Source organism: Brevibacterium sp., from assembly GCF_022712115.1.
GTDB classification, from domain to species: Bacteria; Actinomycetota; Actinomycetes; order Actinomycetales; family Brevibacteriaceae; genus Brevibacterium; species Brevibacterium salitolerans.
In genome coordinates this window covers 1-19,544 of sequence record NZ_JALAHB010000245.1, presented here as the reverse complement: position 1 = coordinate 19,544, position 19,544 = coordinate 1, and the positions used below count along the sequence as shown (strand labels likewise).

The 19,544-nt window shown below is 71.1% G+C and carries 14 protein-coding genes; 4 read left to right on the top strand and 10 right to left on the bottom strand.

From position 1 onward, the window contains the following. The 3 genes from Q0A33_RS14625 to Q0A33_RS14615 form a co-directional block, all read right to left on the bottom strand. Positions 1-1,260 (bottom strand): hypothetical protein (locus tag Q0A33_RS14625; protein WP_291798391.1); only part of this gene is annotated, 1,260 nt, incomplete at its 3' end. After that, on the bottom strand, positions 1,257-1,739 hold the full coding sequence (locus tag Q0A33_RS14620) for a hypothetical protein (protein WP_291798388.1): 483 nt from the start codon (positions 1,737-1,739) through the stop codon (positions 1,257-1,259). The genes Q0A33_RS14625 and Q0A33_RS14620, both read right to left, overlap by 4 nt. A gap of 142 nt (positions 1,740-1,881) precedes the next feature. Continuing rightward, on the bottom strand, positions 1,882-5,073 hold the full coding sequence (locus Q0A33_RS14615; RefSeq protein WP_291798386.1) for a DEAD/DEAH box helicase: 3,192 nt from the start codon (positions 5,071-5,073) through the stop codon (positions 1,882-1,884). A gap of 233 nt (positions 5,074-5,306) precedes the next feature. Between Q0A33_RS14615 and Q0A33_RS14610 the strand changes: the two genes are divergently transcribed. After that, a complete protein-coding gene (locus Q0A33_RS14610) occupies positions 5,307-6,854 on the top strand; it encodes an alanine/glycine:cation symporter family protein (protein WP_291798384.1) in 1,548 nt (515 codons plus the stop codon). 85 nt (positions 6,855-6,939) lie between these two features. Here Q0A33_RS14610 and Q0A33_RS14605 read toward each other — a convergent pair whose 3' ends face one another. The 3 genes from Q0A33_RS14605 to Q0A33_RS14595 are packed head-to-tail and all read right to left on the bottom strand — an operon-like array spanning position 6,940 to position 12,698. Next, on the bottom strand, positions 6,940-10,524 hold the full coding sequence (locus tag Q0A33_RS14605) for an ATP-binding protein (RefSeq protein WP_291798381.1): 3,585 nt from the start codon (positions 10,522-10,524) through the stop codon (positions 6,940-6,942). Continuing rightward, positions 10,525-11,232, bottom strand: a complete 708-nt coding sequence (locus Q0A33_RS14600; protein WP_363316626.1) for a DUF4194 domain-containing protein — start codon at positions 11,230-11,232, stop codon at positions 10,525-10,527. Further along, the gene (locus Q0A33_RS14595; RefSeq protein ID WP_291798378.1) at positions 11,229-12,698 is read right to left on the bottom strand and encodes a DUF3375 domain-containing protein; all 1,470 of its coding nucleotides are present in this window, start codon (positions 12,696-12,698) and stop codon (positions 11,229-11,231) included. The genes Q0A33_RS14600 and Q0A33_RS14595 overlap by 4 nt, the downstream gene beginning before the upstream one ends. Positions 12,699-12,954: 256 nt before the next feature. On the opposite strand from Q0A33_RS14595, the gene Q0A33_RS14590 reads away from it, so the two are divergent. After that, positions 12,955-13,851 (top strand): dihydrodipicolinate synthase family protein, encoded by an 897-nt coding sequence (locus Q0A33_RS14590; RefSeq protein WP_291798393.1) that lies wholly within the window; start codon positions 12,955-12,957, stop codon positions 13,849-13,851. A gap of 126 nt (positions 13,852-13,977) precedes the next feature. After that, on the top strand, positions 13,978-14,670 hold the full coding sequence (locus tag Q0A33_RS14585) for a pentapeptide repeat-containing protein (protein ID WP_291798376.1): 693 nt from the start codon (positions 13,978-13,980) through the stop codon (positions 14,668-14,670). Between the two features lie 41 nt (positions 14,671-14,711). Here the strand turns inward: Q0A33_RS14585 and Q0A33_RS14580 are convergent, their stop codons facing one another. The 3 genes from Q0A33_RS14580 to Q0A33_RS14570 form a co-directional block, all read right to left on the bottom strand. Beyond that, the gene (locus Q0A33_RS14580) at positions 14,712-15,632 is read right to left on the bottom strand and encodes a nucleotidyl transferase AbiEii/AbiGii toxin family protein (RefSeq protein WP_291798374.1); all 921 of its coding nucleotides are present in this window, start codon (positions 15,630-15,632) and stop codon (positions 14,712-14,714) included. Next, positions 15,629-16,162 carry a type IV toxin-antitoxin system AbiEi family antitoxin domain-containing protein gene (locus Q0A33_RS14575; RefSeq protein ID WP_291798372.1) on the bottom strand — a complete coding sequence of 178 codons (534 nt, stop codon included), beginning with the start codon at positions 16,160-16,162 and terminating at the stop codon, positions 15,629-15,631. Before Q0A33_RS14575 ends, Q0A33_RS14580 begins: the two co-directional genes overlap by 4 nt. A 178-nt stretch (positions 16,163-16,340) precedes the next feature. Continuing rightward, complete coding sequence (locus tag Q0A33_RS14570) at positions 16,341-17,270, bottom strand: DMT family transporter (RefSeq protein WP_291798369.1); 930 nt, start codon at positions 17,268-17,270, stop codon at positions 16,341-16,343. On the opposite strand from Q0A33_RS14570, the gene Q0A33_RS14565 reads away from it, so the two are divergent. Further along, positions 17,269-18,681: a PLP-dependent aminotransferase family protein gene (locus Q0A33_RS14565; RefSeq protein ID WP_291798366.1), complete on the top strand. Its 1,413-nt coding sequence runs from the start codon at positions 17,269-17,271 to the stop codon at positions 18,679-18,681. The genes Q0A33_RS14570 and Q0A33_RS14565 overlap by 2 nt on opposite strands. A 24-nt stretch (positions 18,682-18,705) precedes the next feature. On the opposite strand, the gene Q0A33_RS14560 is transcribed toward Q0A33_RS14565, so the two are convergent. Further along, positions 18,706-19,544: M20/M25/M40 family metallo-hydrolase (locus Q0A33_RS14560; RefSeq protein ID WP_291798363.1), on the bottom strand; the 839-nt coding region annotated here is incomplete at its 5' end.

Here is a 19,544-nt window from a genome sequence, read left to right as displayed (position 1 = left end):
TCGGGGGGACTGCGGAAGGGGCTCCAGGAGGGACTGTGCCTCGTGATGACCGTCATCGTCAGGAGTCACGAGAGCGGCGATACCGTTCTCCCCCACCGGGCGCGCTCCCTCCACGGGGGCCTCATCGACACGCACACCGCCCGTGAGCCGGAGCCCGCCCTCGCCCTCATCCGTGAGGTCTGCGGCGAGCTCCGCCTCCCGTCCCAGCTTCACAGCACCCAGGGCGCTTCCCGCCAGGAAAGCGACTCCGGCCTCCCTGAGGCGCTGCAGCACCTCCCAGACCAGACCGCCGGTGAAGGAGTCCAGCCGGATGTCCTCGCTGCCGCCGTATACCTGCGACGGCAGGCGTTCGCTGCCGCTGAGCCGGTAGAGCTGAGCCATGAGCGCGGACTGGTGCGCGGCATATGGGAGGAACCCGGGTGCTGCGAAGCTCGACCAGGAGAGGTTTCCACGCCGCCAGGTCCCCGGCCGCGCACCCTCCTCCACCACACGCATGACGGGGGTCCACTCCACGCCGTGCGGCACCTCGTCGGCGATGTCCCAGATGGGGTAGCCGTAATGCGCCCGCTTCTGCACCATGAGGGAGAACTGGATGCCGAGCCTGCGCACCTGTGTCCCGTCCGCTCCCTGCCGGACGCCGTCCCCTCGCTGCGCGGCAGCGCTGCGGCTTCCACCCGTGAACGTCCGCAGAACGGCCTTCCAGCCCGCTTCCGGCTCGTCCGCGCCTGCACCGCCGCACCCGGAAGTACCGTCCGTGCCGCCGTGAGAAGCATGGACGGCGTCTCCCTGTGCCGCTGCCGCCTGCCGCCCGTGCGTCCTGCTGTCCGCGGCCAGGAGTCTGCCGAGGGCATCAGAAGCCCCGAGGTCCGCCTCCGGCGGCGGACTGCCCGGCATGTCCAGCTGCTCCACGATGCACAGCATCGCCACGGCGTGCTTGCACGCCTCGCCCACCGGACAGGTGCAGATCGATCCCTCGTACAGGTAGGCGGGCTCATCAGGCGCCACGGTGCCGTCCGCGCCCGCGGTGCGGCTCACGTCCAGCATGAAATGGGCGAGGACGCTGTAGGTCTTCCCGCCCGATCCCGCGACGCGGCCGATGAGCACGCTCTGCTCCTCGTTCCAGACGATCGACTGCACACGACCGGCGACCGCATAGCCCTCACCGCGCTCCAGGGGCCCGTCGTCGAACCACTCCTCCATGGCACTGACGTCCAGGAGGGGCAAGAGTCCCGAGGAGGAACGCACCACGAGCTTCGTCATGGCCCCATCCTTCCACCCGCCGCCCCTTCCAGACGTTCCCAGGAGCCGTCCGCCCCCGGCCCCAGATCACGTGCTGCGAGATCGAACGCATGGAGGACTCCCGAGGCGTGCGCACAGTCGCTGCCCGTGCCGCAGGTGCAGATGCTCCCGGTCAGTTCGTACTCGAGCCCCTCCCCACACGGCACCGGGGTGAACTGCACGAGCACGCGGGCCTCGGGCTCCTCGCGGCGGGCCGGGGCACCCGCACCGCTCCGGGTCCCGCCCTCCGCATGTGCTCCCGGAGCTTCCCGCCCGGCCGCGGCGCGGACCGTGCCCGTGAGCGCCGCACGTGCCGCGTCCCAGGTGAGCGTGCTCACGTCCCCGCGGACCGCATGGCGTGCGCCGCCTTCCAGCGCTTCGTCGTCGAAGCGCTCCTCCATGCCGTGCAGTGCGAGTGAGGGGAGTGTCCCGGACGGTGAACGAACCACGATCTCTGTCATGGCGGAAAGTCTGGCACGAGGCACGGACACAGAAAGGGAGACACTGCCCCCTTCCGGCATCCACGTGGAGGACTATACGAATATTCTCATCGAACACGATGGGCAGACGCGCAGATGCGACCCGGACACGCCGCGACACTCGTCACTCCTCCGCGAAGAGCCCCCGCATCTCCTCCGCCGTGAGCGGCCGGGAGAATCCGCCTCCGCCCTCGCCCTCCAGCAGAGACTCGGCCAGCCGCGCCTTCCTGCGCTGCAGCTCCAGCACCTTCTCCTCGATCGTCCCGCGCGCCACCATCCGGTACACCATGACGGATTCGGACTGCCCGATCCGGTGCGTGCGGTCGACGGCCTGCGCCTCTGCCGCGGGGTTCCACCAGGGGTCCATGAGGTAGACGTAGTCCGCCTCCGTGAGGGTGAGGCCGAAACCGCCGGCCTTGAGGCTGAGCAGGAAGACTCCCGCGTCCCCCTGCCGGAAGCGGTCCACCACCTCCTGCCGGCGGCGGGTCGCCCCGTCGAGCCGCACACAGCGGATGCCGCGCGCCTCCAGCGCCTCCTCGACCCTGTCCAGATAGGAGGTGAACTGACTGAAGACGAGCACCCGGTGCTTCTCGCCCAGCACCTGCTCCAGCTCCTCGAGCAGAGCGCGCAGCTTCGAGGACTCCACTCCCGCGTGCTGCTCCTCGTCCACGATGGAGGGATCGAGGGCGAGCATCCGCAGCAGCGTGAGGGAGCGGAACACGATGAAGCGCGTGCGCTCCATCCCCTGCTGCTCCAGATCCTCCAGCAGGCCCAGCACCTTCTTCCGCTCCCGCTGCAGCACGGCGTCGTAGAGCTTCCGGTGCTCCGGCAGCAGCTCCACCTCGCGGATCTGCTCCTGCTTGGCGGGCAGCTCCGCAGCCACGTCCTCCTTCGTCCTGCGCAGCACGAACGGGCGGATCCTGCGGCGCACCCGCTGCAACCGGTGCGCGGAGCCGCCCTTCTCCACCGGCAGCGTGTACTGCTGCCGGAAGGCCACCGGCGAGGGGAAGATGCCGGGCGCGGTGAGCGCCAGCAGCGCCCACAGGTCGTCGAGCGAGTTCTCCACCGGGGTGCCGGTGAGCGCCAGCCGGAAGGGAGCGCGGATGTCCCTGAGCGCCTGGTGGGCCTGGGTGCGGCGGTTCTTGGCGAACTGCGCCTCGTCGAGGACGAGGCCGCTCCAGGAGCCACGGGCGTACTCCTCCGCGTCGAGGCGCAGCAGGGTGTACGAGGTGAGCACCACGTCCGCCCCGCGCGCCTCCTCGGCGAGTGCCTCCCGCCGCCCGGCGGTGCGGGCGGCGGCACGCGTCTGCTCGATCACCCGCACGTCCAGACCGGGTGCGAACCGCTCCGCCTCGCCCTTCCAGACGCCTACCACCGAGGCCGGTGCGACCACGAGGAACGGTGCCTGTGGGTGCGCGAGGGACCCGGGCACCCCCTCCCCCGATGCCTCGGGCACGGGCTCCTGCGGGCTCACCGCAGGCGCAGCACCACCCTCGCGCGGACCGGCCGCGGACGGACCGCCGCCCTCCCGGGCCCGCACGATGAGCGCGAGCGTCTGCAGGGTCTTGCCCAGCCCCATGTCGTCGGCGAGGATGCCTCCCAGACCGTGGTCGTACAGCAGGCTCAGCCAGGCGAAGCCGTCGTGCTGGTAACCGCGCAGCTGCGCACGCAGACCCGCGGGCACCGGTGGACGCGGCACCTCCGCCAGCCGCTCCAGCGCTCCCACGGACCGCCGCCAGGCGAGCGCGGCCTCCGAGCTGTCCGCGAGGTCGACGAACTCCTCCCACAGGTCCACCTGATAGCGAGAGATCCTGGGGGCCTCCGGATCCCACTCCCCCAGCGCCTCCGCCTCCCGCAGCAGCGTGCGCAGCCCGTCGAAGGCCGGATGGTCGAGGCTCAGGTACGACTTGTCCGGCAGGAGCAGCCGCTTCTGTCCCCTCGCCAGCGCCCGGAAGAGCGAGGCGAAGGGCACCGTCCGCCCGGCCACCGTCACCTGGAAGGCCAGATCGAACCAGTCCCGGTCCTCCGTCTCCTCGCTCTTCACCGTCACCGCGGGAGGCTCCGTGAGTTCGCGGTAGTCCGCACGCCGCCCGCTGGTCGTCACCCGCACGCAGTCCAGGCGTTCGAGCTGCGGCAGGGCGCGCACCGTGAAGGCCGCGGTGTCCGTCCCCGTGAGGTCCTGCCTCTCCACGGTCCCCGCGCCCGCCCAGACGCGGCTCGCGCGGGCGGCGACGGCGGCCTCGGCGGCGGGATCCCTGGCCGCCCCCGCGCTCGAGGCCACCGAGTACTCCCGCCGCGGTCCCTCGTACAGCCACGACCAGTGGAGGGCGACGGTGTCCTCCTCGCCGTACACGGCCAGCAGGGACAGCCGAGGCGGAGCGTCCGCCGGCAGCTCCACACTGCCGTCCTCGCTGGTGACGGGAACCGCGGAGCGGAGAACCGGGAAGTACTCCGCCGTGAACTCCTCCGCCTCCCGGGCAGGGACCACCACGGGCGCGCGCAGTCCGCGCACGGCCTCCGCGCCGGGAACCGCCGGCGCCTCCGCAGGGGCGAGCGTGAGGGTGAGCGCACCGCCCACGGCATCCAGCTCACCGCTGAGACCCGCGAACCCGTGATCGCCCACCACGCCCGAGGCCGCCATCGGCTCCCCGTCGATCCGCAGCCGGGGCTCGAGGTGGAGGCGACCGTGCGCATCGCGGTGCAGGTCCACCCGCTTCTCCGCGGCGCCGCCCACGCGCACCGCGGTGAGCAGGCCCGCACCTACGAAGGAGACCCCAGCGGCCCGGAGCCGCTCCAGCAGGGGCCAGAGCAGGGCCGAGGGATAGCGGTCGAGCCGCAGCAGGCCCGCCTCGCCCGGGTTGAGATTGCGCTCATCGCGGGAGAGACGGTGGAGCTGGTCCAGCAGGGAGCGGACCCGGCGCTGCGGGCCTGTCCCGGGGTGGGCGAAGGAGCGCCAGGTGAGCCCGCCCCGGCGCCAGGTGCCCGGCCTGCTCCCGGCCTCCACCGGACGGATGCCCACGAACCATGCGGCCCCGTCGGCCAGATGCGCGCGTTCCAGCGGGACGGGCGCGGAGTCGTAGAACCAGCCGCGGGAGTCCTCCGCGCACAGCTCGAAGGAGATGCCGAGCGCGGCGGGCGCCTCTGCCGCGGAGCGGGCACCGTCGTCCGCACGGGCCCTGGCCACAGGGGCGAGCAGCCGCTTCCATTCCGGATCACGGGGACTCTCCGGGTCGCGAGCCGGCCGCTCCGATGCCGCGTGCTCCGGGTCGCGGGCCGGGCGCCCCCGGTCACCGCGTGCAGGGTCACTGGATGCCATGCGCCCATTCTCCGGCACGACACGGACACAGGACCGGTGAGCCGCGGCACGAGAGGCCCGGATGTCCGATCCTGCGGACACGATCTCCACAGCAGGCCTTGCGCAGAAGCTCCGGCGCAGCGCGGAAATGACACGAATTGACACACGCTCGCGTGACCTGCTTCACTTCCGAACGAAACGTGAGCGCCACCACCCCTGGTGGCGCTCCGCATATTTCTCTCATCGGAGCAGAAGTGACAGCATTCATCGATTGGCTCAACGGCGTCGTGTGGGCGCCCCCGCTCGTCTATCTGTGCCTGGGCGCGGGCGTGTTCTTCACGATCCGCACCCGGATGATCCAGATCCGCCAGATCCCGGCGATCTTCAAGCAGATGTTCACCGGGCAGAAGTCCGAGGACGGGGTCTCCTCCTTCCAGGCGCTCCCCATGTCCCTGGCGGGGCGCGTCGGCACCGGGAACATCGCCGGCACCGTCACCGCCATCGCCTTCGGCGGACCCGGCGCCGTCATGTGGATGTGGATCTCCGCGCTGCTCGGCGCCTCGACGAGCTTCGTCGAGTCGACCCTGGGACAGCTCTACAAGGAGCGCGACAAGGACACCGGCGAGTACCGCGGCGGTCCTGCGTACTACATCGAGCGCGCCTACCGCCACACCAAGGCCCACGGCCTCTTCAAGGTCTACGGCACGGTGTTCGCCTTCGTCACGATCCTCTCGATGAGCTTCCTGCTCCCCGGCGTGCAGGCGCAGTCCATCGCGAGCGCTGCGGAGAACGCCTGGAGCATCCCCCACTGGGCCACCGCGATCGCCGTGGTCATCGCGCTCGGCTTCATCGTGATCGGCGGCGTCAAGCGCATCGCGACCTTCGCCAGCTACGTCGTCCCCTTCATGGCGATCCTCTACATCCTGGGCGCCATCGTCATCGCCTTCGTCAACATCGACCAGCTCTTCGACGTCATCGGCCTCGTCGTCTCCTCCGCCTTCACCACCACCTCCGCCGTGGGCGCCATGGTGGGTGCGGCCGTGGAGTGGGGCGTGAAGCGCGGCATCTACTCCAACGAGGCCGGGCAGGGCACGGGCCCCCACGCCGCCGCCGCGGCGGAGGTCTCCCACCCCGTCAAGCAGGGCCTCGTACAGGCCGGCTCGATCTACATCGACACCCTCTTCGTCTGCACCGCCACGGCCTTCATGGTCCTCTCCACCGGGATGTACCGGGTGTTCCCCAGCGGTGCGCAGTTCGACGCGGACGGCAACCCCGCGGAGACGCTCGAGCGCGTGGGCGGCGGAGTGAGCGCCCAGGTCGAGGTGGGCGTGCCCTACGCCCAGGCCGGATTCGACGCGGTCTTCCCCGGTTTCGGTGCGAGCTTCGTCGCGATCTCGCTGGCGTTCTTCGCCTTCACCACGATCGTCGCCTACTACTACATGGCGGAGACGAACCTCAAGTACGTCCTCCGCAATGTGCGCAACCGCCGCGTGAGCTCGGCGCTCACCCGCTTCCTGCAGCTGTTCATCCTCGTGGCCGTGGCCTACGGCTCCATGTCCACCGCTGGTGCGGCATGGGCGCTGGGCGACATCGGCGTGGGCCTCATGGCATGGCTCAACATCGTCGCGATCCTCATCATCCAGCAGCCGGTGTTCAAGGCGCTGCGAGACTACGAGCGGCAGAGGAAGCACGGCCTCGATCCGGAGTTCGTCCCCTCCGAGGCCGGCGTGGTCGGCGCGGACTTCTGGGACCAGCGTGCCACGGAGAAGGGCCTGGCCAAGGAAGGGGCCCCTGCTCAGTGAGACCGCGGTCGCCTCGCCGGCGCCCGCGCTGAGCTGAATGACGCAGAGGCAGGACACTCCCACCGGGGAGTGTCCTGCCTCTGCGTCAGTCCTTCTCCTCCGGCGCCTCCCCGTCGGTGGGCGCTTCCCCTGCGACAGGTGCTTCCCCTTCGGCCGGCTCGGACCCGTCCGTGCCAGGCACAGCATCCTCCGCAGAGACCCGGTCGTCCGCAGAGACCTCGCTCTGCGCCGCATCGTCGCCGCGGTCCTCCGCCCACCGCATGGTGGAGACGACGGACTTCTGGCGCGTGGGATTGTCCACCGAGGTCGCCGCGCCCACGTAGGGCTCGATCGTCTGCAGCAGCTTCTGCGGGGTGGCCAGCACGAGGTGGAAGCCGAACTCCACGAACACGTCCAGCGCCATCCGCGTGTAGCGCGTGTCCGCCTTGTCGAAGGCCTCGTCCAGCACGATCGTGCCGTAGCGGGAGACCGTCTCCTCCGGCTCCGCCAGCTGGTACCGCAGCGCCGCCGCCAGGCAGAACACCACGAGCTTCTGCTGCTGTCCGCCGGAGAGCGCAGCCCCGGAGTCGTAGGCGACGTGGGCGCGCCCGTTGTCGTCGACCTCCTCGGCCAGGAACGTGACGTGCAGGCGGGTGTCCAGGCATGTGGTGCGCCACACCCGGTCCACGGCCTCGTTGGACCCCAGCCGGCGCATGAGCTCGGCGAGGACCTCGAACGCGGACTCCGCCGTCTGCAGGTCCGCTTCGTCCCAGCCGCCCTCGGCCACCGTCCGCAGGTCCGCGATGAAGCGGTTCACGGTCTCGCTGCGACGGACCTTGGGCTTGATCCGCAGATACCGGCCCTCGTCGAACTTGGACCGCCCCAGCGAGTCGTTGACCCGGTCCACCCGGTCCTCGATCTCCCGCGGAGCGCCCAGGATGTCGCTGAGCAGCTCACCGATGAGGTCCCGCGAACGCTCCTTGAGCATCGTGAGGAAGCGGGCCTCGTGATCCGGCAGGCCCTGCGTCTCGATGGCCTCCAGGATGGCGAGGTAGCCCGCCCGGTCCGCCGCGTCCGCCGTGAGATCCGCCGAGGCGCCGGGCCACCGCTCCTTGAACTGCACGGCCAGCCGGGTCACGGTGCTCTCCGCCCGCGCCGCGGCGTCCTGGGCGGCGTCCTGCTCGGCCCGCAGCCGGTCGGAGACGATCTGGCCGGTCTCCGCCAGCCCCGCCCGGCCGGAGCCCATCGGGCCCGCCGCACCGGCGGCCTCGGCGTGCCCCTCAGCTTCCGCCTGCTCGAGCTCCGCCCGGACCGCGGCGAAGCGCTGCGTGAGCGTCACCGCGGTGTGCTCCTCGAGCTCGGGGATGCGACCGGAGGCGATCCCGGTCTCGAGCCTGGTCCGCTCCGCGGCGAGGTCGTCGCGGCGGTCCTGCTCCGTGAGCAGCAGGTGACGGGCGTCCTCGGCCTCCTGCCGGGTGACGTCGCGCAGGTGGCGGGCGTCCGCCACGGCGTCCACGGCGGCCTGCAGATCCCCGTCGTCGTCCGTGAGCTCTGCGAGCCTGCGCTCCAGCTCTGCGACGATCCGGTCCGCGGACTCGCGGTCCACCGAGCTCCACGACAGCTCGCGCAGACCCGCCAGCACGCCGGAGCGGCGCTGCGCGGCATCGCGGGCGCGGTTGGCCGCGTCCACGACCTCGCGGGCGGCCTCGAGCTCCTCGGCCACCTGCCGGCGCCGCTCGAGGTAGGCCTCGAGCTTGGCCTCCCGGTCTCCCAGCACCCAGCTGCTCCGGTCGTCGATCGCCCGCCGGTCGTCCTTCTCGTACCGCGTGCGCGAGGACTTGAGCTGGCCCGCGCGGGTGACCGCACGGGAGTGCTCGGCGAGTTCCGCGGCGCTCTCCACGCAGGCCAGGTCGAAGCGCTCGGCGAGCGCGGCGCGCACCCACCGGCCGAACCTGCCGTCCTTCACGCGCACCCGGTGCACGAGGGAGAGCTCGCTGCGCGGCTGGCGCACGGCGGCGGGCTCGCTGCCCACCTCCTCGAACACGAGGCGCGCGCGGATCCGCTGCGCGTCCACCCAGGCGCGCACGGCCGGGAGGTGCTCGCTGCGCACGAGGACCGTGAGCGCCAGCGGTCGCAGCACCCGTTCGATCGCGCCGGTCCAGTCGCTGTGCTCCTCGCGGACATCGACCAGCTCAGCGACGAACGGCAGCGCGCTCTCGGGCAGGTCCGTGCCCGCGCAGATCTGGCGGCGCACCTCCAGCAGGGGCGAGGGCACGGTGGAGCCGCTGCGCCGCACCTCTGCGATGTCCGCATCCAGGCGGGCCAGCTCCTTCCGCGCGGAGAAGAACCGCTCGTGCTCCTCGTGGGAGGGACCTCGCCGGCCGTGCGCCTCACCGGAGGACTCCGCGGACTCGGCGGCGTCGAGGGTGCGGGCGATCTCCGCCTGGAGCTCGGCGAACTCCGCGGCCGAGGCCGGGGCCCGGTCGATGCCCGCCTGCGCCAGCTGCCGCTGCAGGGTCTCCCAGCGATCACGGGTGGCGAGCGCAGCCTCCTTCGCGTCGCGGATGCGCATCTGCAGGGCCTCTGCGTCCGCTCCGCCGGCGGCCATGCTCCGGCGCTGTGCGGCCTCGAAGTCGTCCTCGGCGGCACGGGCGGCCGCGAGCGCCTCCTCCGCGTCCGCGGCGAGACCGGCCAGCCGCTCCTCGGCCCGCGTCAGCTCCTCCCGGGTGAGCTCGAGGCCCCGGCGCTGGATGAACGGCTGGACGGCGGCGGCGAGCACCCGGGCCTGCTCCGCCGTCTCCTGCGAGGACTCGTAGGCGCGGGCGGCGGTGCGCAGCTGGGCGAGGTGGTCGCGCTGCATCCGCAGCTGGGAGACGTGTGAATGGGCGTCCGCGAGCTCGCCGAACTGCTCCACGGCGGTCTCCGCGAGCTCGAAGGTGCCCGGCCGCTCCAGCATGTGCTCGCGGAACAGCTGGTCGAGGCTCTCGAGGCTCTTGGCCGACTGCGTCTTGTGGAGCAGCTGCAGGGCGGACTCGTGGCGGATCCCGAAGACGCTGCGGAGCCGCGCGTAGAACTTGCCGTGCGTGCCCGCCGTCGTGACGACAGCGTCCGGGTACGCGGCCTTGACCCGGCGCGCCTCGATGCCGGAGCGCACGTGCTCCTGGAGGTCGGCGAGGTCCACGGCGGAGCGGTCCAGCAGGCAGAGATCCGAGACGTCGGAGCTCGAGGTGCCGGTGCCGCGGATGAAGAAGAGACGGACGAGCGAGACCGGCTTGTGCCCGGGGTTCTCGTAGCGCAGGACGATGCCGCTCCAGGTGGCCCCGGGACGCAGGTAGCGGCTGACCACGCGGTCCTCGGTCGAGTCCGCGGTGCGCGACCACGCGCCGCGGACGTAGGACACGATGCTGCGCTGGTCCGCCCGCGCGCCCGCGGACTGCGCCGCGACGTTGAACCGCAGCCACTTGTCCGGGGTGAGGACGGCGGCGATCGCGTCGAGCAGCGAGGACTTGCCGGAGCCGGAGGGGCCGGTGATGAGGTGCCCCCGGCGGGCGATGGGCAGCCGGTGGATCTCCTTGTCGAAGGTGCCCCAGTTGGCCAGCTGCACCTCCGCCAGGCGCCACTGGTCGCCGGGCGCGGCCTCGGAGTACGCGGGGTTCTCCGGGGAGAGGTCGAACAGGGTCGCTGTGCTCACTTAGGCGTTCTCCTCTGCGGTCTGCTGGGCATCCTGCTCCTGCTGCTCCGCGGCCCGGGCCTGGACCCTCTCACCGGCGATCCGGCGGTACACCTCCGTGAGCTCGCGCACCCGGTCTTCGTCCACGAGGAAGCGGATCATGGGTGAGATCTGCGCGCGGTCGTCGTCGACGGTGTGGAGCACGCGGACCTTGTTGAGCATGCGGGACCAGGAGCCGTTGAGGTTGCGCTTGAAGGTGGCCTCGTCCCCGTCGCGGTAGACGCTGAGCAGGTCGTAGACCTCCTCCTGGCCCACGATCACACGGGATTCCCCCGGTGCGGCGAGGAGCAGCTGACGCAGCACGAGGAGCATGGCGGTGTCGAGGAAGGTGAGGCGCTCGGACCGCAGGGCGCTGGGCGCCTGGATCTCGTGCGTGTCGACCTTCCTGGTGAAGGCGAACTCGTCGACGGGATCGAGCACGAGCTCGAGGAAGAGATCGTGGAGGCGGGAGCGGATCGCGGTCTCGTCCGCGATGAGGGCGGCCCACAGGCCGGGGCTCTGGGCACCGGAGACGTAGGGGCCCTTGAGCAGCTCCAGCAGCACCCGGCGCGAGGCCTCGGCGAGGGTGCCGGTGTCACCGCGCCACAGGCCCATGGTGGCCTCCGGATTCTGCAGTGCGGTGCCGACCGCCGAGGCCGAACCCACGCCGGCCGTGTCCTTGGTGCTCATACATCCACTTCCTTCGTGAAGACGTGCCGCTGGACGACGGCGCGGCGCAGCACCCCGTCCGTGCCGTGCCAGGAGAGCTCCTCCGCGGCGTCCATGTCGATCTCGCCCTGGGTGGCGGCCAGCGAGATGAGGCCGATCACGCTCGCCACGCCCTGGGTGGCGGGGTGGTGCTCCAGCACCTCCGCGACGGAGGCCGGTGTGCCGCCCCCGTCTCCCAGCACGGCGTTGACGTTGTCCGTGAGCTCGTCGAAGTCGATCTCCGACTCCCGGGCGATCGCGGAGAGCGCGGCGAAGTCCACCGTCACGGCCTCGGCCTCGTCGAGGGTCTGGCCGGTGTCGAAGTCCGCGGGATCGTGGAGGATGAGCGCACCCACGCTGCTCATCCGCATGGAGGAGAGCTCCATCTCCTCCCCCACCGGGGTGAAGGGCCGCACCTCCAGACGCGCGGGCACGGCCTGTGCGAGCGCCTCCTGCAGGAGGCTCCGCATGGCGCGGTCGCTCATGTACTCGTGGGAGTGCACGTAGCGGCGCAGACCGCGGGCGAACTCCGTGAGGACGCCCTGCACCACGCGGCTGCCGTCCTTCATGTCCCGCATGAGGCTGCGCAGGGCCTGGCGGGAGCGCAGCGGCAGGTCCTGGGCGAAGTCGCGGCTGAGGATCGCGGAGATGTCCTCCTCGAACGCCGCCGACTGCTCGGGATCGCGCACGAAGGAGGAGAACGCGGCGAAGGTGCGGCCCTCCTCGGAGTCCTCGATGAGGTCCATGCCGTGGAACACCTCGTCGAGGACGGAGCCGTGGAGTTCGTCCGCCTCGAGGATGCGGGTGCGCAGCTCGTGGTTGAGCTCCTCGAACCGCGCCCGCACACGGGCGAAGTCCGCCGGCATCCCCTGGGCCTGGTTGAGCACGTCGATGACCCGCTCCTTGGCGCGCTTGCCGCCCAGCACGCGGGCCTTCGCGTCCCCCTTGCGGATCCGGGCGATCTCCGCGTCGATACGGCGGCGCTGGCTCTCCAGTGCGCGCAGCCGGCGCCCCGTGTCCGGGTCCGTGTCGATCGCGAGCTGGTGCAGCGAGGTGGCGAGCGCCACCAGCCGGGACTCCGTGACGGTGGTCTGGGGCTCCTCCAGCTGTTCGAGGATGCGCAGCGCGTCGAATCCCGCGGCGGAGAGTTCGTAGGTCTCGCCGCGGGAGTCCGTGGCGGGGCGGCGGATGAGGATGCCGGCGCCCCGCCAGTCGTCGCAGTAGGCCTTGGCGGAGCGACCGGACAGGTCGAAGTGGTCGCGGAGCTCGAACAGGTCGTCGTCGACGAGTTCGTGGAGGTCGACCGTGTCGATGCGGGCCCCGGGGGCGCCCAGATGCTCGCCGAGGATCGCGGCCATCACCGCGACGTGGTCTGCGCGGAGCATCCGCAGCGTCGCGCTGGAGTCGACGAGGCGCCGGAACGAGAGCGCGGAGGCGAGTGCGGACATGCGAACCATTGTGCCGCGTACCTGCACCGGCGGTCGCGCTGAGCGCCCACGGCGTGCGCGAGGTCACGTATGCGCTCCGCGTCCCACCTTTCGCACTTCTCAACGGTGTGCGCATGCGCAGCCCCGTGAACACCGGTGAGAAGTGCGAAAGGTTGCGCGGTGCGGAGATGCGTGACAGAACTGAGGTGCACGGCAACGACGAGGCGCACGCAGGGATTTCCTTCCCTCCCCGAAAGGACACGGAGCGGCGATGACGATGTTCACCGGCCTCAGCGCATTCCCGCTCACCCCGCTGGCGGACGATGCCGTGGATGAGGAGGCGTTCAGCGGCCTCGTGCGGAGGCTCGCAGCAGCCGGCGTCGATTCGATCACCGCACTGGGCTCCACCGGGTCCTACGCCTATCTCACGCGGGAGGAGCGCGCCAGGGTCGTCCGGCTGGCCGTGGACGGCGCCGGCGACACCCCGGTGTTCGCGGGTGTCGGAGCGCTGCGCACCTCGCAGGTGCGGGCGCACGTGGAGGACGCGGAGGCAGCCGGAGCGCAGGCCGTGCTGCTGGCACCGCTCACCTACCAGCCGCTCACCCACGACGACGTCTTCGAATTGTTCCGCACCGTCACGGAGCACACGGACCTGCCGGTGATCGTGTACGACAACCCGGGCACCACGCACTTCACGTTCACCCCGGAGCTCTACAGCCGCATCGCGGAGCTGCCCGGCATCACCTCGATCAAGATCCCCGGCGTTCCGGCAGACCCCGCCGAGGCCCGGGATCACGTGACCGCGATCCGCGCCGTGGTGCCGGAGCATGTGACGATCGGCGTCTCCGGTGACGCGTATGCGGCCGCCGGGCTGAGCGCCGGATGCGAGGCCTGGTACTCGGTGGTGGGCGGAACACTGCCGGAGCTCGCGCTGGAGATCACACGGGCCGCGCAGCGCGGTGATGCCGCCGAGGCCGCGGCCGCCTCGGCGCGCATGTCGCCGCTGTGGGAGCTGTTCACGGAGTTCGGCGGGAGCATCCGGGTCATCGCCGCGATCGCCGAACATCTGGGGCTGGCCCCACGGAAGTGCCTGCCTCTCCCGCTCCAGGGCCTCACCGAGGCACAGCGCCGCAGGGTCGCCGAGGTGGTGGAGGCGCTCGGCCTCGGGCGCTGAACCTGCCGCCGACTTCTCTCTGTCCACCGTCCACTGCTCCCTGCACCCTGTTCCCCGCATCCCGCATCCCGCATCCCGCATCCCGCATCCCGCATCCCGCATCCCGCATCCCGCCAGGAGGCTCCCATGCCCGCCCGTACAACCAGATCGCGCACCTCTGCGAAGAACGGCTCGTTCGCCGCACCGCGGATCGACGCCCTGCGCCTGCCGGAGCTCGACGAGGCGGACGCGGCGGAGATCCGTGCGGGCGGCGTCTGCGATCTGCGCCGCTACGCGCACGCGGACCTGACGGAACGCGACCTCACCGGGGTCAGCTTCACGGAGTGCGAGTTCCTCGGCCTCGAGGCGCACGAGGCGCAGCTGCGCGGCTCTCGCCTGCTGCAGACCCGGGTGGAGCGGCTGAACGCGCCGGTCCTCGGCCTCGCCCGCTCCACTCTGCGGGAGGTGCGCATCGAGGATTCGCGTCTGGGTGCCGTGGAGCTGTTCGACGCCTCGCTGGAATCGGTGGAGATCAGGGGGAGCAAGCTGTCGTGGGTGAATCTGCGCGCGGCAGAGCTGACCGACGTCCTCTTCACCGACTGCGTGATCGAGGAGCTGGATCTCTCCCAGGCGACGGCGGGACGCGTCGCGTTCCGTGACTGCACCGTGCGCTCGCTGCAGCTCGAGGGGGCACGGCTGAGCAGTGTGGACCTGCGCGGAGTGGAGCTGCGGTCTGTGAGCGGAGTCGAGAGCATGCGCGGCACGGTCGTCTCCTCCGCGCAGGCTGCGGAGCTCGCCGCTCTGCTCGCCGCGCAGCTGGGCATCACGATCGCAGAGTGAGTGCACGCCGACAGACGCAGCGCTCCCTTCTTCAATTGGGGTCAATCGAGAGCAGGAGACGAAGCAATGACGTCGATGATCTGCTCAAGCCAGTGGCGCGCCGCCGCAACGTCGGGCAGCACTGATGTCCTGCCACCGACCTCGGTTTCTGCTCGTGCCTCGGCGTATGCGAGTTCCCAGCCATCCATCGGACGCAACGGGAGCGGGGGCCAAGCCTGCTGGCGCCGCCAACCGAACGTGCGCACGCACAACCCCTGCAGGACCGGCAGATCGGGGCCAGCGTTCCACAGCAGCTGCAGGTCGACCAGATCATGCGCTCGCACATAGGCAGGATCGGTGACGGCGTGAAGCTTCTGCGCGAGCTGGTACTCAAGATCGACCAGCTCGACTGGTTGCAGATCTCCGAAGCCGAAGTGGGCCCCGAACTGCACGAGTTCGCCGTCGATCTCCTTCCGCGTGTGCGCGTAAGGATCGATCTCTGGATCGGAGACTTCGACATCGAGCGCACCCCAGGCTGTGCCGAGGAACATGATCGATACCCGATACGGGTGCATCACATACTCCGGCCGAGCAAGCCCCGGATCATGGAGCCGCGCAGCCCGCACAGTCGCCGTGAACGCGACGCGTTCCGGCGCATCCGGGTCGCGACGCAGCTCACCCTTCGACGCCGGCAGCCTCCCCCAGCCCTCGGCCAGACGTGTGCGGAATTCCTGCTCGAACTCCTCACCGCGGGCGCGGGTGGAGACATCGAAGTCGGAGGTCGCGCGCGTGCCACGCTCACCGAACCGCAGCTTCACCCCCATGCCACCCTTGACAGCGACAGCCTCGGGGAGCATCTGCGACACGATCAACGTGCAGAGCATCACACGCGCACGCGCAATCGGAATGCTCAGCTCGGCAGCAGCCTGGGCGAGTCTGGCGTTGAGCTGAGTCACGTTCAGCGGCGGCATCACTTTGCTCATGCCGATGCCGCCTCCCACTCTGCCGCATCCCGCTCGCCTATCAGGTCTCGCCTGAGCGCCTCATCGACCACAGCCTTCCATCGATCGGGCGGCATCCGATCCCGCACGTCGTCCAGTGCCCGCCGAACCGTCGTCGCCGGGACGCCCTCGTAGCGAGTGAGATCCTCATCGGGCACGTCAGGCCGCCTCTCCAACTCCATCCACTCCGGCAGCCTGCGCCGCACACGGCGGCGCGTGCCCACACACACCTTCGGTGGATTGAACTGTCCGAGCCTGAGCAGACTGAGCACGGACTGACGGTGCAGGAACGCGCCTCCTCCAGCAAGGTCCACAGCGATCGTCGGCTCGGTGAACGAGGTCATCGGCACATCACCGTGTGTGTAGACGCCCTGCCCATACCCGCGGAGCGCACCACGGGCAGCAAGCTTCCGCACCTCGACGGCGGGCACGCCCGCATCCTCCGCCTCCGCGACGGTCACCACACCGTTGCGGGATGCAGCGATCTCCCATAGATCCTGCCGATAGCTCACCGGTACACCTCCTGGCAATACAGTACCAAAAATGGTACTCAGTTGACACGCTCCGTGTTGAGCCACTCCCGCATCCGGTTCACCCCAAGGGTGGGAAGGCGGGATGCAGACGACGGCTGAGTGAGAACCCTCCCTCCCGGCCGGGCACCCCCCCAGGAGCGACCATTTCGATCCGCACTCAGTCCCGCGGCCGGCTCCGCACCCGCACTGCCAGCAGCGCGCAGGCGATCACCGCCGCGCCTCCGAGGACGGTGACTCCGCTCAGGTGCTCCCGCAGGAGGAGCGCCGCCCAGCCGAGGCTCATGATCGGCTGAGTGAGCTGGACCTGGCTCACCTGCGCCATCGGGCCGATCGCCAGGCCCCGGTACCACGCGAAGAACCCCAGGTACATGCTCACGACAGCGAGGTAGGCGAAGGCTCCCCACTGCGCACCCGAGGCCACCGGCGGCTGCTGCACGAGAGCACACGCGGTGAGCACGGCCATGAGCGGTGACGCCAGCACGAGGGCCCAGGAGATGGTCTGCCAGGAGCCCAGGCTGCGGGAGAGCACACCGCCCTCCGCATAGCCCATCGCGCAGGCGAGCACGGCCGCGAACAGCAGCCAGTCCGCGCGGTGGAGCCCGCCGAGGCCCTCGCCCTGCACCGCGGCGAAGGCCACTGCCGCAGCAGCACCGCAGACCGCGGCGATCCAGAACCCCGCCCGAGGCCTCTCCCGCGTCCGCAGCACCGCGATCACCGCCGTCGCGGCAGGCAGGAGCGCGATGACCACCGCTCCATGGCTCGCCGGGGCTGTGGTGAGTGCGTACGAGGTCAGCAGCGGGAATCCGATGACCGCCCCTCCGGCCACGACCGCCACCTGCGCCCACTGCCCGCCGCGGGGAAACGGCTGCCGGGTCAGCATCAGCACCGCTGCAGCGAGGACGGCCGCGATCACGGCCCGGCCGGCACCCACGAACAGCGGCGACATGTGCCCGCCGTCCACGGCGATGCGGGTGAGGGGGACGGTGAAGGAGAAGGCGGCGACGCCCAGGAGGCCCCAGAGGAGGCCGACGCGCGGAGAGTGTAGCGGAGTGGGTGTGCTGACAGTAGCGCTACTATGTGTCTTCATGAGCAATGGTAGCAGTGAGAGGATCGCCGAGGCCCTGCGCACCTGGATCTCCACGGCTCCCGCAGGGGCGAAGCTGCCGTCCACACGCGCTCTCGTCGCGCAGCACAGTGCGAGCCCGGTGACAGTGCAGCAGGCACTGCGCCTCCTCGCCGCGCAGGGTCTGGTGGAGACGCGGCCGGGTGCCGGAACCTTCGTCCTGGCGGCGCGCACGGCGAGACCCCACGACTACGGATGGCAGACCTCGGCACTGGGGACACCTCCCCGCCGGGTGCATGGCGGACCTGCCGCTCTGCGCACAACGCCTGTGGACACCATCGCCCTGCACGCCGGCTACCCCGACCGCGAACTGCTGCCTGAGCGCCTGGTGCGCCCCGCGCTCACCCGTGCCGCCCGCAGCGACGCCGCCGTGACGCGGCCACCGGCGGCGGGCACGGCTGAGCTGCGGGCCTGGTTCGCCGCAGAGCTGAGTGCGCTCGCTCTGCCTCACATCTCAGCTCCCACCGCGAACGACGTCGTGGTCCTGCCCGGCAGCCAGAGCGGGCTGAGCGCGGTGTTCCGTGCGCTGGTGGGCGAAGGCGGGACCCTGCTCATCGAATCGCCCACCTACTGGGGAGCGATCCTCGCCGCAGAGCAGACAGGCGTCCGGCTCATGCCGATCACCAGCAGTCCGAACGGCCCGGACCCGGAGGAGCTGGACCGCGCATTCGCGCAGACCGGCGCCCGCGCCTTCTACGCCCAGCCCTCCTTCGCCAATCCCACCGGTGCCTGCTGGTCACCGGAGCTCAGCAGACAGGTGCTGGAGGTGGTGCGCGAGCGCCGGGCATTCCTCGTCGAGGACGACTGGGCGCACGACTTCGGGATCACGGCAGACGCCTCGCCCCTGGCCGCGCAGGACGAGAACGGACACGTCGTCTGGCTGCGGTCGCTGACGAAGAGCGTCTCCCCCGCAGTCCGGGTGGCCGGGCTCATCGCGCGCGGGCCGGCGCGGGACCGCATCCGCGCCGAGGCGGAGGCGCAGTCCCTGTATATCAGCGGAGTCCTGCAGGCGGCGGCCCTCGACGTCGTGACGCAGCCTGCTTGGCGGACGCACCTGCGCGGCCTGCGGCGAGAGCTGCAGTCCCGCCGCGACCTCCTCGCAGGAGCGCTCCGGGAACATGCGTCGAGCGTCTGCCTCGACGCCCTCCCTCACGGCGGGCTCAACCTGTGGGTGCGGGTGCCCGACTCCACGGATCTGTCCGAGCTCACACGCGACTGCGGAGCCCGAGGCCTCCTCATCGCCGGCGGCGACGCCTGGTTCCCGGCAGAGCCCACCGGCCGATTCCTGCGCCTCAGCTTCGCGGGCCCTGATCCTGGCGCGTACCCCGAGGCCGCTCGCATCCTCGAAGCCGCGCTCAGTGAGCAGCGGGGCTGAGCACCCCGCGAGCTGAGCACCCCGCTACGCCGTGAACTCCCGCACCGTGCGCTCCAGCACGCGGCTCAGCGTGACGAGGGAGTCGAGGCTCACCCATTCCTCCGCCGCATGCGCGCCGGCCCCCACGGGACCGAACAGCACCGCGTCGATCCCCGCCTCGGCCAGCAGGGCGCAGTCCGTCCACGCCTGCATACCGGTCACCTCGGCCTCACGCCCGGTGACCTGCGCGTACGCCTCTCTGACCACTGGCACCACAGCGGAGTCCTCCCCTGCGTCGAAGGGCGGCCGTTCGAACGTCACCCGCACCTCCGCAGAGAACTCAGGATCACGGGCGGCGAGTTCATCGACGATCTCCCGCAGCTCCGCCTCCACGAAGGCCGCGTCCTCGCCGGGAACGGTGCGCCGCTCCAGCGTCACGGTGCACGCGTCCGGATAGCTCGAGACCTCCGCTCCGCCGGAGATGAGCGAAGCATGGACGCTGCCGGTGCCCAGCAGCGGCGTGCGCGGCCCGGCGGCCAGCCGCTCGCCGAGCCCACCCAGCGCAGTGAGGAAGGCACCTGCCCTGACGATCGCGTCCACACCCAGGTCCGGCCGCGAACCGTGCGCCGCCACACCGCGCACAGTCACCTCGGCCCACACGAAGCCGCGGTGCGCGGGCATGACGACCTCATCCGTGGGCTCGGGGACCACTGCGGCATCGATGCGGATGCCCTCCGCACGCAGATGGTCGAGGACCTCCTCCGTCCCGCCGCTCACGTCCTCCTCGTCCGCCACGAGCGCCACCACGATGTCCCCGCGCCCCAGCTCGCCATCAGCCGCCCGCGCCGCCGCGAGCAGGACCGCCGCCCCCCCGCCATGCAAGT

Excerpts from the sequence above, each read along its gene's own strand:
- Q0A33_RS14580 (WP_291798374.1), bottom strand. The coding sequence starts at position 15,632 with ATGAGCAAAGTGATGCCGCCGCTGAACGTGACTCAGCTCAACGCCAGA.
- Q0A33_RS14615 (WP_291798386.1), bottom strand. The coding sequence starts at position 5,073 with ATGGCATCCAGTGACCCTGCACGCGGTGACCGGGGGCGCCCGGCCCGC.
- Q0A33_RS14600 (WP_363316626.1), bottom strand. The coding sequence starts at position 11,232 with ATGAGCACCAAGGACACGGCCGGCGTGGGTTCGGCCTCGGCGGTCGGC.
- Q0A33_RS14570 (WP_291798369.1), bottom strand. The coding sequence starts at position 17,270 with ATGAAGACACATAGTAGCGCTACTGTCAGCACACCCACTCCGCTACAC.
- Q0A33_RS14620 (WP_291798388.1), bottom strand. The coding sequence starts at position 1,739 with ATGACAGAGATCGTGGTTCGTTCACCGTCCGGGACACTCCCCTCACTC.
- Q0A33_RS14595 (WP_291798378.1), bottom strand. The coding sequence starts at position 12,698 with ATGTCCGCACTCGCCTCCGCGCTCTCGTTCCGGCGCCTCGTCGACTCC.
- Q0A33_RS14565 (WP_291798366.1), top strand. The coding sequence starts at position 17,269 with ATGAGCAATGGTAGCAGTGAGAGGATCGCCGAGGCCCTGCGCACCTGG.
- Q0A33_RS14585 (WP_291798376.1), top strand. The coding sequence starts at position 13,978 with ATGCCCGCCCGTACAACCAGATCGCGCACCTCTGCGAAGAACGGCTCG.
- Q0A33_RS14590 (WP_291798393.1), top strand. The coding sequence starts at position 12,955 with ATGTTCACCGGCCTCAGCGCATTCCCGCTCACCCCGCTGGCGGACGAT.